Source organism: Myxococcus sp. MxC21-1 (assembly GCF_032612255.1).
Taxonomy (GTDB): Bacteria; Myxococcota; Myxococcia; order Myxococcales; family Myxococcaceae; genus Myxococcus; species Myxococcus virescens.
Genome location: NZ_CP123278.1, coordinates 1,774,138 through 1,787,015, shown reverse-complemented (window position 1 = coordinate 1,787,015; position 12,878 = coordinate 1,774,138). Strand labels below are relative to the sequence as shown.

Annotated in this window: 8 protein-coding genes and 2 pseudogenes; 4 read left to right on the top strand and 6 right to left on the bottom strand. The window is 68.1% G+C overall.

The annotated features are described in order from the left end of the window. Positions 1-43: 43 nt before the first annotated feature. Positions 44-886, top strand: a complete 843-nt coding sequence (locus QEG98_RS08485) for a hypothetical protein (protein ID WP_316566339.1) — start codon at positions 44-46, stop codon at positions 884-886. On the opposite strand, the pseudogene hemH reads toward QEG98_RS08485, so the two are convergent. The 6 genes and pseudogenes from hemH to QEG98_RS08455 all read right to left on the bottom strand — a co-directional run bounded on the left by hemH (position 831) and on the right by QEG98_RS08455 (position 9,171). Next, positions 831-1,921, bottom strand: a pseudogene (gene hemH / locus QEG98_RS08480) (ferrochelatase). The gene QEG98_RS08485 and the pseudogene hemH overlap by 56 nt on opposite strands. Continuing rightward, positions 1,921-2,307 carry a Co2+/Mg2+ efflux protein ApaG gene (gene apaG, locus QEG98_RS08475; protein ID WP_090484323.1) on the bottom strand — a complete coding sequence of 129 codons (387 nt, stop codon included), beginning with the start codon at positions 2,305-2,307 and terminating at the stop codon, positions 1,921-1,923. Before apaG ends, hemH begins: the two are co-directional and overlap by 1 nt. Positions 2,308-2,377: 70 nt before the next feature. After that, positions 2,378-3,328 (bottom strand): TerC family protein, encoded by a 951-nt coding sequence (locus QEG98_RS08470; protein WP_316566338.1) that lies wholly within the window; start codon positions 3,326-3,328, stop codon positions 2,378-2,380. A gap of 128 nt (positions 3,329-3,456) precedes the next feature. Beyond that, a complete protein-coding gene (gene glgX / locus QEG98_RS08465; protein ID WP_316566337.1) occupies positions 3,457-5,598 on the bottom strand; it encodes a glycogen debranching protein GlgX in 2,142 nt (713 codons plus the stop codon). After that, a complete protein-coding gene (gene treY, locus QEG98_RS08460) occupies positions 5,595-8,696 on the bottom strand; it encodes a malto-oligosyltrehalose synthase (protein ID WP_090484329.1) in 3,102 nt (1,033 codons plus the stop codon). The genes glgX and treY overlap by 4 nt, the downstream gene beginning before the upstream one ends. Before the next feature lie 157 nt (positions 8,697-8,853). Beyond that, positions 8,854-9,171: an SWIB/MDM2 domain-containing protein gene (locus QEG98_RS08455; protein ID WP_011551643.1), complete on the bottom strand. Its 318-nt coding sequence runs from the start codon at positions 9,169-9,171 to the stop codon at positions 8,854-8,856. 347 nt (positions 9,172-9,518) lie between these two features. On the opposite strand from QEG98_RS08455, the pseudogene QEG98_RS08450 reads away from it, so the two are divergent. The 3 genes and pseudogenes from QEG98_RS08450 to QEG98_RS08440 all read left to right on the top strand — a co-directional run bounded on the left by QEG98_RS08450 (position 9,519) and on the right by QEG98_RS08440 (position 12,878). After that, a pseudogene (locus QEG98_RS08450) lies at positions 9,519-10,498 on the top strand (NAD-dependent epimerase/dehydratase family protein). Between the two features lie 90 nt (positions 10,499-10,588). Then, positions 10,589-11,254: an HAD family hydrolase gene (locus tag QEG98_RS08445; protein ID WP_011551641.1), complete on the top strand. Its 666-nt coding sequence runs from the start codon at positions 10,589-10,591 to the stop codon at positions 11,252-11,254. A gap of 13 nt (positions 11,255-11,267) precedes the next feature. Further along, complete coding sequence (locus tag QEG98_RS08440; RefSeq protein WP_011551640.1) at positions 11,268-12,878, top strand: lactate racemase domain-containing protein; 1,611 nt, start codon at positions 11,268-11,270, stop codon at positions 12,876-12,878.

Here is a 12,878-nt window from a genome sequence, read left to right as displayed (position 1 = left end):
CTGCCGCGGAGCCACCCGTGGACCCCTCGAAGGTGGTCCTCCGGTGGAAGCTTGCCCAAGGTGCGCCCACGTCGTACCGGCTCGACATCGAGCGCACCGGCGGCGCGCCCGCCAGCACCGAGGAAGCCGCGCCCCCAAGAGCGCCAAGGGCAAGGGCAAGGAGAAGCCCGCCCCCGTCGCCGCGGCCCCCGCGGCCCTGCCCGGGCCCGTCACCTACTTCATGGAGCGGACCGACTCGGGTGACTACCGCCTCCGCGTCGTCCCCGTGGGCAGCAACGCCGACGCGGACACGGCCACGCTGAGCGAGCGCGGCTTCGTGCTCGACGGCCTGCAGGGCGCCACCCGCAACACCGCCACCCTGGTGCTGGAGCTGCCGAGAGATCCAGTGGGCACCGGTGACGCGTGGTCGCTCGGCACCGAGCTGATCCTCATGGAGGCGCTGGGACCCCAGTTCCAGGCCGGCCAGCCCGAGCGGAGCAACCGCGTGAAGCTCGCCAGCCTGACGCCCGCCGACGGGGGCGAACAGGTGGCCACGCTGGAGTACGACATCTCCGAGAAGCTGGCCGGCAAGGTCCGCGGGAAGGAGGAGCCCGCCACCTCGCCCGCGCGCGCCGCGGAGGAAGACGCGGAGGCGGACGAGTCGGGACGCCCCCGGCTCCGGACCACGCCCGAAACCAGCGCCAGCGCCGAGGTGAGCATCACCGGCCGCGGCGAGTTCCTGGTGAAGGCCGGCCGGTGGCGCTCCTGGGAGGGCACCATCACGTCGGTGACGAAGGGCGGCTTCCCCGCCGCCGCGCTCCAGGTGCCCGCCGGCGCCCTGAAGCTGCGCCTCACCGCGGTGGAATCGGCTCCCGCGCCGGCGCCGACGGCCCAGCCACAGCAGTAGGCGGCCCGTCCGACTCGCGCACCATGCGCACCACGGCGTCCACCCAGGCCGGGTGGGCGTTGAGGAGGGGACCAGCGTCAGCGACTCCTCCCGCCTCCAGGAACTGCTCGCGCGCGCGGAGGCCAATCTCCTCCAGCGTCTCCAGGCAGTCCGCCACGAAGGCCGGGCACATCACCGCCAGGCGCTTCACGCCCTTCTTCGCCAGCTCCGGCAACACCACGTCCGTGTACGGCTTCACCCACGGCGTGCGGCCCAGCCGCGACTGGAAGGACACGCTCCACCCATCCGCCGGCAGGCCCAGCCGCTGGGCCAGCCCCTCGCCGTCGCGTAGCTCTGCGCGCGGTAGCAGTGGCGGTTGGCGTCCGTCATGGCATCGCAGCACGAGGCGGTGGACAGGCAGTGCGTCCCCGTGGGGTCGCTCTTGCGCATGTGCCGCTCCGGCAGGCCATGGAAGCTGAAGAGGACGTAGTCGGCGCGCGCGTCGTCAATCACCGGCCGCGCCACGGCGGTGAAGGCATCCAGGAAGCCTGGGTGCTCGAAGAAGGCCGGCACCGCGCGCACGAAGGGCACGTCCCACGACTGGGCCAGCACCTCGTAGGTGCGCGCCAGCGAGGACGCGGTGGAGGACGCGGCCTCCTGCGGGTACAGCGGCAGCACGGTGAACTCCGACACGCCGCGCGCCTTGAGCGCCGCGATGCCGTCGGGGATGGAGGGCGAGCCATACCGCATGGCCAGCACCACCTCGTACTCCCCCGCCAGCCGCTCGGCCACCTGGGCCGCCAGGGCCTGGCTGTACACGAGCAGCGGCGAGCCCTCCTTCATCCAGATTTTGCGGTACGCCTCCGCGCTCTTCGCCGGACGCGTCGGGAGGATGATGAAGTTGAGCAGCGCCCAGCGACCCAGCGGGTGGATGTCGATGACGCGCGGGTCATTGAGGAACTCGCGCAGGTAGCGGCGCACGGGCCCCGTCTGCGGAGCATCCGGCGTCCCCAGATTGACGAGCAGCAGCCCTCGCTTCGAAGTGGGCGTTGGCATCAGTGCAGGGAGTTGGGAAGGGTGAGCGCGAACTCGGCGATGCGCGCCTCGAAGTGCGTGCCGTCCGGCCGCACCATGTCATAGGTGCCGCGCATGGTGCCGAAGGGCGTGCGCAGCATGGCCCAGCTCGTGTACTCGAACCGCTCTCCGGGCCCCAGGTGGGGCTGGCGGCCCACCACGCCCTCGCCCCTCACCTCTTCCACCTTGCCCGTGGCATCGGTGATGACCCAATGGCGCGCCTTGAGCTGCGCCGGCGCGTCGCCCTCGTTGGCAATCTCCACCGTGTACATGAAGGCGAACTGCCCGGACTCCGGAGCGCTGCGCTCCGGCCAGTAGGCGGGCTTCACGGTGATGCGGATGCCGTCGGTGGTGGCGCTGGAGGACATGCCCCCAGATTTGGCGGCAACGGCGGCCACTTGCAAGGAAAACGCTGGGTTGGAAGCCCCAGCGCCCTGCCTACGTCTTCGCGCTTTCCCGGTCCTGTCCGGGCTCCGGCTGCTTCGGCCACACCAGCGAGGCGACGATGGCCGCCACCAGCACGCCGGCAATCACGCCCAGGGAGATGCCGATGGGGACGTGGATGTCGAAGAAGGTGATGAGCATCTTCACGCCCACGAAGCCCAGGATGGCGCTCAAGCCCACTTTCAGGAAGTGGAACTTCTCCATCAGGCTGGCCACGACGAAGAACAGCGAGCGCAGGCCCAGGATGGCGCACACGTTGGACGTGTAGATGATGAAGGCGTCCTGGCTGATGCCCAGCACCGCGGGGATGGAGTCCAGCGCGAAGAGCAGGTCCGTGGCCTCCACCACCAGCAGCACGATGAACAGCGGCGTGAACTTGCTGCGGCCGTCTTCCTGCACCATGAAGCGGCTGCCTTCACCCTGCCGGGCCACCGGCAGCACCCGGCGCGCGAACTTCACGATGCCCTTCTGCTCCGGGTCCATCTCCTCGTCCTTGGACACCAGCATCTTCACCGCGGTGAAGACGAGGAACGCGCCGAACAGGTAGATGAGCCAGTGGAACTGCTTCACCAGCGCCGTGCCGGCGATGATGAGGCCAGCGCGCATGACGAACGCGCCCAGGATGCCCCAGAAGAGCACCCGGTGCTGGTGCTCGGGCGCCACCCGGAAGTAGCTGAACACCATCAGGAAGACGAAGAGGTTGTCGACGGAGAGCGCGTACTCCACCACGTACGCCGTCAACCACTGGAGCCCCACGGTGGGCCCCTGGTAGTGCCAGATGCCCGCGCAGAAAATCAGGCTGAGGGTAATCCACACCAACGTCCAGAGGCCCGCCTCCTTCGGCGTCACCGCATGGTCCTTGCGATGGAACAGCCCGAGGTCCAGCGCGAGCATCGCGAGGACGAAGACGTTGAAACCCACCCAGAGCGCGACTTGCGTGTTCACGTAGCAATCCTGTTGCAGGGTATGACGGGGCGCACCCTACCGGCGGGCTGCCTGTGCGTCGACTCCTCGCGTGAAACCCGCTGGACCTCCTGCTTTCGTCCAGCGGGCCCCTTCCAGCCCCCAGGGGGCTATTCCGTCGCCGGGCGGCGCAGCACCGCCAGGGAGCGGCCCACCACCTGCACGGTGCCTCCCGCCGGCGTATGCGTGCGAGGCGACTCCCCCGCCAACGCCGTGTCCACCACCAGCTCCCAGTCCGCGCCCCATTCGACGGCGGGCAGCCTGAAGGTGATGGGCTCGTGGTGGGCGTTCATCAGCACCAGGATGGTGTCCCCCACAATCCGGTTCCCTTCATCGTCCGGCGCGGTGATGGCGTCACCGCCCAGCAGGAATCCCAGGGAGCGCACGTAGGGCTTCTCCCAGTCGTCCTTGCGCATCTCCTGGCCGTCGGGCCGGAACCACGCCAGGTCCTTCATCTCGCTGTCCCACATATGGGCGCCGAGGAAGAAGCGCCGCTTGTGCAGCACCGGCTGCTCACGCCGCAGCTTGGTCAGGGCGCAGGTGAAGTCCAGCAGCGCGCGCTGCGTGTCGTTCAGCTCCCAGTCCACCCACGACAGCGCGTTGTCCTGGCAGTAGGCGTTGTTGTTGCCCTTCTGCGTGCGGCCCATCTCGTCGCCGGCGACCAACATGGGCACCCCCTGGGACAGGAAGAGCGTGGCCAGGAAGTTGCGCTTCTGCTGTTCGCGCAGGGCGTTGATCTCGGCGTCGGTCGTTTCGCCCTCCACCCCGCAGTTCCAGGAGTGGTTGTCGTTGGCGCCGTCGCGGTTCTCCTCGCCGTTCGCCTCGTTGTGCTTGTCGTTGTACGTGACGAGGTCGTGCAGCGTGAAGCCGTCGTGCGCGGTGACGAAGTTCACGCTCGCTGCGGGCTTGCGGCCGGACAGTGAGAACAGGTCCGAGCTGCCGGTGAGGCGGTAGCCAATCTCCGCCGCCTGCCGGTCATCGCCCTTCCAGTAGCGCCGGATGGTGTCGCGGTACTTGCCGTTCCACTCGCTCCACAGCACCGGGAAGTTGCCCACCTGGTAGCCGAAGTCGCCCACGTCCCAGGGTTCGGAGATGAGCTTCACCCGGCTGAGCACCGGGTCCTGGTGGATGATTTGGAAGAAGGCGGCGCGGGTGTCGTAGCCGTGCCTGTCTCTTCCCAGCGTGGTGGCCAGGTCGAAGCGGAACCCGTCCACGTGCATCTCCTCCACCCAATAGCGCAGGGAGTCGGCGACGAGCTTCAGCGCGTACGGGTGCGTGGCGTTCCACGAGTTCCCGCACCCGGTGACGTCCAGGTAGTAGCGCGGGTCCTTCTCCGTGAGCCGGTAGTACGCCGCGTTGTCCACGCCCTTGAAGGACAGCGTGGGGCCCAGCTGGTTGCCTTCGCAGGTGTGGTTGTAGACGACGTCGAGCAGCACCTCGATGCCAGCGCGGTGCAGCTGCTTCACCATGCGCTTGAACTCGTCCACCTGCCCGCCCAGCGAACCCGAGCCGCTGTAGCGCGCGTCCGGCGCGAAGAACCCCAGCGTGTTGTAGCCCCAGTAATTGACCTTCTCGCGCTGGATGAGGAAGGGCTCGTCGACGATGTGCTGGATGGGCAGCAGCTCCACCGCGGTGACGCCCACCTTCTTCAGGTGCTCGATGCTGGCCGGGTGCGCCAGCCCCGCGTAGGTGCCCCGAAGCGCCTCCGGGACGCGCGGGTGCAGCTTGGTGAAGCCCTTCACGTGGACTTCGTAGATGAGCGTGTCGTGCCACGGCACGGCGGGCGGGGCATCTCCCTCCCAGTCGAAGGTGTCCGCGCCCATCACCACGCCCTTGGGCACGGCGGCCGCGTCATCGCGCGTGTCGAACGCGAGGTCGTCCTCCTTGGAGCCTGGCGTATAGGCGTAGATGGGGGCCTGGTAGTCCACCTGGCCGTGGATGGCCCGGGCATACGGGTCCACCAGCAGCTTGTGGGGGTTGAAGCGCAGCCCCTTCTTCGGCTCGTAGGGCCCGTGCACGCGCAGTCCGTAGAGGGTGCCCGCGGCCAGGCCAGGCACGTAGCCGTGCCACACCTGGTGCGTCGTCTCCAGCAGGGGAAAGCGGCGCGTCTCCTTCGCGGGGTCCTCCGGGTCGAAGAGACAGACCTCGACCCTCTTCGCGTGCTCACTGAAAACGGCGAAGTTGACACCCTGCCCATCGAACGTGGCGCCCAGGGGATACGGCTTCCCTGGAAGCACCTCGGCCCTCCTCATCCGGCGCTCCTCTCCAGCAGAATCACCGGGAACTCCGCCAGGAGCGGCCCCAGGGGCAACACCGCGCCACCCGGTCCACGCTCGGGCCGCACCTGACGGCCGGTGAACACATCGCGGAACATCATGCCCGCATATGCCTCCGGAAGGTCCAGGAACGTGCTGCCGTAAGCGCCCGCCAGCCCTTCGGGGGACTGCAGGGCGGACAGGGTGTAACGCGGCGCGCAGGCCACCAACACCGTGTCGCCGTGCTCGCGGGCGAAGGCCACCGCCGCTTTCGCCCGGGCGCCGGTCAGCTCGAGCGCCCGGTAGCCGCCCTTCCGGAAGAGGGCCGCCTGCCGCTGGCGCAGCCGCAGGGACTCCGTCAGGACGTAGAGCTTCACCTGGCCGTCATCGAGGTTCGCCGCCAGCCGTGCGCTCAGCGCGGCCCGGTCCTTCTCCGCCTCGGCGTCCAGCGTCTCCAGCAGCCGCGCGCGCAGCGCGAAGTCCACGGGCCGCCGGTTGTCCGGGTCCACCAGCGACAAGTCCCACAGCTCGCAGCCCTGGTAGGTGTCCACCACGCCAGGTGAGGCCATCTTCAGCAGCAGCTGCCCCAGTGCGTTGTACTGGCCCGCGCGCTCGATGGAGCGCTTGAAGTCCCGCACGTCCGCCAGGAAGGAGCCCGTCACCTTCGAGTCGAAGCAGGCGTCCACGTAGCGCGCCACCGCCTCGTCATAGGCGCTGTCGGGGTTGGTCCACGAGGTGCGGACCTTGGCCTCCTTGATGGCCTTGCCCATGTACTCGCGCACCCGGCGCTGGAAGTCCGCCAGCTCCTCCGCGGAGTGGGCGTCGCCCATGGGCCACGCCCCCACCACCGTCTGGAAGAAGAGGTACATGTCATTGGCCGTGGGCGCGGGACCGGACGGCAGCTGGGACACCGCCTTCTCCGTCTGGCGGGCCCACTTCTTCACCCGCTTGCGCCACTCCTCCGGCACCTCGGTCAGCACGTTGATGCGCGCGCGCACGTCCTCGCTGCGCTTGGTGTCATGGGTGCTGGAGGTGAGCTGGCTGGACGGCCACCGCTCCGCGCGCTCCTGGTTGCGCAGGTGGAAGGTGTTGGCGTGGACGCCGAAGCGCTCCGGCTCGCCGCCCACCTCGTTGAGGCTCACCAGCCGGTTGTAGATGTAGAAGACGGTGTCTTCCAGGCCCTTGGCCATGACAGGCCCCGTCACCTGTTGCAGCTTCATGGCGAAGCGCAGCATTTCCGCCCGCTCGCGCGCGTCCGCGTGCTCCGGGTAGCGGCGCAGGAGGATGTCGCGCAGGAAGTCGAAGATGGACGCGTTGGTGGTGGCGTTGCGCTCCTTGGCGCGCTGGATGGTCCACTCGATGTACTGCACGTCGCGCCCATCCAGCTCCGGGCGCCAGCCGTCCACGTAGGTGCGGTAGACGGGGAACAGGGCGATGAACTCCACCAGCGCCCGCCGCAGCGAGTTGAGCGTGAAGTCGCGCGTGCGCCGGTTCATCTCCGAGATGCCGTTGAGCGCGTGCGCCAGCACGTTGATTTCGCTGGCCATGGACACGCGCATGATGAGCAGCTTCTTCTGGTAGACGAGCTCCGCGAAGTCCGCCTGCCCTCCCACGAAGCGCTCGTACGTCTCCGTCAGCGCCTTCTCCGCGTCCGGCTGGACGAACACGCCGCTCACCGCGTTGGCGTAGCGGTAGCCCGTGGTGCCGTGCACGGCCCAGGATTCGGGCATGCGCTCGCGGCCGCCCTGAATCTTCTCCACCACCACGTACAGCGCCTTGCGCAGCCGGCTGTCCGGCTGCTGCGTCACCTCCGCGCGCCAGCGCTCGCGCAGCGTGGACTCCACCGCCGGCCAGCGCGTGTCATCCTCCGCATGCGTCTGGAGAAACAGCGCGTGGGCCCGCTCCACGAAGTACGCCTCCTGCAGGTCCAGGAAGTAGGCGGTCGGGTCGAAGAGGCCGTCCGGGTGGTCGATGCGCAGCCCCGTGACGAGCCCCTCGCGCAGCCAGCGGAAGATGAGCGCGTGCGCCTCCTGGAAGACATCCGGGTCCTCCTCGCGCAGCGCGGCCAGGCCGTTGATGTCGAAGAAGCGCCGGTAATTGATTTCCTCGCCCGCCACCCGCCAGTGCGCCAGCCGGTAGCTGCACGCCGCCAGCACCGAGTCCAGCAGGTCATATGAGCGCGGGTTGCCCGGCTCGCCATTGAAGACGCGGACGTTGTCCTCGATGTAGGCCAGCATCTCCGGGAACTCCGCCGTCACCGCGGCCAGCCGGCGCTTGATGACCTCCTTCTCCCGGTGGCGCTCCACCACCTTCGGCCGCTCCACCTCCGTGCGCGAGGGCAGGTAGTCGATGGCGGTGAGGATGGACAGGAACTCCAGCATGCCGGGGTGCTCCTCCCCCAGCCGCGACTCCAGCCGCTCCAGGCCATGGCGGAGGATGCGGGAGTACTGACGCGGCGCCACCGGCAGCAGGTGGTCGTAGTAATGGAGGAAGAAGGCGCCGTCGCGGAAGGACAGCTTCAGCTCCCCTCGCTCCAGGACGATGCCGTACTGGTCCCCCAGAATCGGCAGCAACACCCTGTCCCGCAGCTCCTCCTTCACCGGCGACCAGTCGATGTCGAAGAACTTCGCGTAGACGGAGGACGGGCCGTTCTCCAGCACGTCGAACCACAGACGGTTGTCCCGCTCGATGCCCATGTGGTTGGGCACCACGTCCAGCACCTGCCCCATGCCCTGCGCACGCAGCGCCGCGCAGAGCGCCGCGTGCGATTCAGGCGTCCCGACTTCGGGATTCAACTGTTGGTGGTCCACGCAGTCGTAGCCGTGCGTGCTTCCGGGGGTGGCCTTCAGATAGGGCGAGGCATAAAGGTCACTCACCCCCAGGCGGGCCAGGTACGGCACCACCTGCCGCGCGTCCTCGAAGGTGAAGCCCTGGTGGAACTGCACTCGGTACGTGGACAGGGGCGTGTGCGGACGCGCATCCAGCTCCGCCTGGACGCGTGCGTAGAGCCCTTCGGCCAGGGCCTCCGCCGTCATCGTGGCGCCACCCGCCCCATTCGAGGCGGACCCCTCTTCTTCCAAGGCGTCGAGCAACATGTGGCGCAGAGGTAGGCCGCCCGCCCGCCGACCGCCAGCACGCAGAAACGCGTCCGCCCTCTATCCAACGCTCCGCGCCAACCCCTGGAAATGCAAAGGGCCCGCCGCTTGTCGCGGCGAGCCCCGAGTACGGCCACCGGGAGGCCCCGGCCAATGCTCAGCTCAGCTGCTTGTTCACCAGCGCCGTCATCTCGAACATGGTGACGCTCTTCTTGCCACCAAAGATGGGCTTGAGCTTGTCGTCGGCGTTGATCTGCCGCTTGTTCTTCGCGTCCTGCAGGCCCTGCTTCTTGATGTAGGCCCAGAGCTTCTTGACAACCTCGGTGCGCGGCAGCGGCTTCGCGCCGACGATCTCAGCGAGCGCGGCAGACGGCGTCATCTCCTTCATGAACGACGCGTTCGGCGTGCGCTTCTTCGCAGCGGGAGCCTTCTTCGCGGCGGGAGCCTTCTTCGCAGCAGCTTTCTTGGCGGCCATTCGTCTTGAGTCTCCTCCCCTCCGAAGGGGACGTTGTACGGCTTTGCTTATGTGAAGCGAGAGCCGTTGCGGCGTAGAAGTAGCACGCCCAAGCCCGAAAAACAGCCCTCTCCTGCGTTTTTCCCTCTGAGCGCCCCTCTACGAACGCGGCTGGAGCCCGAGAATCAGCCTCCGGAGCGCTCGGCACCCTCGCGCGCCTTCACTTCGGAACGCGTCCGGAGCCCGAAAATCAGCCTCCGGAACGCTATCTTCCCTCGGGAAACCCCTTAACGGCGTGGATCACTCCCGGAAGCGGCCGCCGGATTCTCCTTGCGGTCGTGGTGTGTTTTTTTGGATGAAACCCCAACATGAGAGCCCTCATCACCGGTGCAGGCGGCTTCCTGGGAATGTGGTTGGCCAAGGCCCTGGCCGCGCGGGGAGACAGCGTCACATGCCTGTTACGCCCGGGAGGAGATGCCTCGGGGCTCGCGGGGTTGACCTACACGCGGGTGGAGGGCGACGTGACGGTGCCCTCCACGCTCTCAGCCGCGGTGACGGGCCAGGACGTCGTCTTCCACCGGCGGGCGCTCGCCGCGGCGCGACACGCGACGACTTCATGCGCGTCAACGCGGAGGGCACCCGCCACCTGTGCGAGGCCATGGTGGCCGCGGGCCACCGCCCCCGGCTGGTGCTCACCGGCTCGCTGGCCGCCTGCGGTCCGTCCACGCCCACCCGGCCGCATGTGGAGGAAGACGCCTTCCACCCCCACGAATGGTATGGGGAGAGCAAGGCGGAGGCGGAGCGCATCGCCTTCTCCTATGGAGACCGGCTGCCCGTCACGGTGTCCCGGCCGCCGCGCATCCTGGGGCCCGGGGACCGGGAGAACCTCCCCTTCTTCAAGATGGCTCAGCGCGGCATCCGGCTGGAGCTGTCCGGCGGCCCTCGTCCGTTGACCATGGTGGATGTGGAGGACGTGGTGGACATCCTCTTGTTGCAGGCCACCCACCCGGCGGCCATTGGTGAGGCCTTCTTCTGCGCGGGCCCCGGCGAGCCCCTGTCCTTGGAGAAGGTGCAGGACCTGGGCGCGCAGGCCCTGGGCCTGACGCCCCGCACGGTGCGCGTGTCCCCCGCGCTGCTGCGGGCCATGGCCACGGCGGCGGACGGCGTGTCCCAGCTGACGGGCCGCAAGCTGGCCTTGAGCCGGAAGATGGCGAAGCAGCTGTTGGCGCCCGCCTGGACGTGCTCCGGAGCCAAGGCCGAGCGGCTGCTCGGCTTTCACCCCCAGCGCGACCTGGCGGACTCCATCCGTCGCAGCGTGCAGTGGTACCGGGAGCAGGGCTGGCTGTAGCCCCTTCTCCCCCGAGCCGCCGGGAGGCACGCCAAACTCCCGGCATCATTGACCTCCCCCCCCTCGAAGTGTCAGGAAGCCCGCAGCCCCATGTCCTCGAAAGCTGCCTTCTTCGATGTCGACGGGACGCTCGTGAAGACGAACGTCGTCCACGTCTACGCGTACTACGCGATGAACCGCGGCTCCGTCCTGGGCATCGCGGGGCGGACCCTGAGCACCGCCCTCAGCGTGCCGCTCTTCGGTGTCATGGACGCGGTGGACCGCAAGACGTTCAACGAGTTCTTCTACCGCTACTATGCGGGCCTGAGCGAAGACCGCCTGGTCACCATCGCCGAGGACATGTTCGAGGACGTGCTGCAGCCCGCCCTCTTCGAGCAGACGCAGGACCTCATCGACCAGGCCCGCCGCAGCGGCTGCAAGATTGTCCTCGTCACGGGCGCGCTGGACTTCACCATGCGCCCGCTGGCGCGCCACCTGGGCGCCGACGACATGATCGCCAACAAGATGCAGTTCGTGGGCGGCAAGGCGACCGGCAAGGTGATTCCGCCCATCATCGAAGGTGCGAACAAGGCGAACGCCATCCGCGCCTACTGCACCAAGGAAGGCCTGTCGCTGGACAAGTGCCACGGCTACTCCGACAGCGCCTCTGACTACGCGATGCTCGCGGTGGTGGGCCGTCCCACCGCGGTGAACCCGGACCTGCGGCTGCGCTCCATCGCGCGCGCCTATAACTGGCCCATCCTCGACCTCAAGTAAGAGCCCCCACGCCATGCGCCCGTTCAAGACGCTCCAGAAGCTGTACGACGAGGAAAGCCAGGTCGTCATCACCGAGAAGGGCAGCCCCCCGCGCGTGCTGTTCCACGGTGAGAACTTCCTGCAGGAAGACCTTCCGGTCGGCACGCGCGTCATCTTCCCGCGCCCGCCCCTGGCCGGCGTGCCCAACGTCAAGGCCGCCATCCGCTACGCCATCAACAACCCGGAGGGCATGGAGCCGCTGCACGCGCTCCTCAAGCCGGGCATGCGCCTGACGTGCGTCATCGACGACATCAGCGTGCCGCTGCCGCCCATGGTCACGCCGGACGTGCGGCAGACCATCCTGGAAATCGTCCTGGAGCTGGCCGCCGACAGCGGCGTGGACGACGTGCACCTCATCATCGCCAACGCCCTGCACCGCCGGATGACGGAAGGCGAGATGAAGCGCATGGTGGGCGAGAAGATCTTCGACGCCTACTACCCGGACCGCTACTACAACCACGACGCCGAGGACCCGGACGGGATGGTCGCGCTGGAGCGCACGTCCCACGGTGAAGAGGTGTCGGTGAACCGCCGCGTGGCGGAGAGCGACCTCATCGTCTACGTGAACGTGAACTTCGTGCCCATGAACGGCGGGCACAAGTCCATGGGCACCGGCGTGTCCAACTACGCGTCGCTGCGGCACCACCACAACCCGAAGACCATCCGCGCCTCCGACAGCTACATGGAGCCGAAGACGAGCGCGCTCTACAAGAGCAACGAGCGCATCGGGCGCAACATCGACAAGCACCTGAAGGTCTTCCACATCGAGACGGCGCTGAACAACCGCATGTTCGGCGGCCCCACCGACTTCCTGGCGAAGAAGGAAGAGGACTACACGGAGGCGGACCGGCTGAAGTTCCAGGCCATGCGCTTCGCGCTGTCCAAGCTGCCGCGCGCGGCGGCGCGCAAGGTGCTCAACTCCGTCCCCGCGCCCTATGACGTCACGGGCGTCTACGCCGGCGCCACGGAGCCCACGCACGCGAAGACGCTGGAGACGAGCTACAAGCAGTACGTGGTGCCGGTGGAGGGGCAGAGCGACATCGTCATCTTCCCCATCCCGTTCATCTCCCCGTACAGCGTCAACTCCATCCTCAACCCGCTGCTGGTGCAGGTGATGGGGCTGGGCTACTTCTACAACCTGAACCGCGGCGTGCCGCTGGTGAAGAAGGGCGGCGTGCTCATCCTCCTGCACCCGGCCTACGACGAGTTCGACCCGGAGCACCACCCCAGCTACATCGAGTTCTTCCACAGGCTGCTGCCGGAGACGCGCGACTCCATGAAGCTGGAGCACAAGTACGAGCGCGAGTTCGCGGAGAACCCCAGCTACGTGCACCTGTACCGCAAGGGCAACGCCTACCACGGCGTGCACCCCTTCTACATGTGGTACTGGGGCGAGAATGGCCGCCAGCACGTGGGCAAGGTCATTGTCGCGGGCGCGGAGAACAACCACGTCCCCGCCCTGATGGGCTGGGACCGCACCGACACGCTCACCGAGGCCATTGAAGAGGCCCGCGGGTTCATGGGCCGTTCGGCCACCATCAGCCTGCTGCGCATCGCGCCCACGGTGATGGTGGATGTGAAGTGA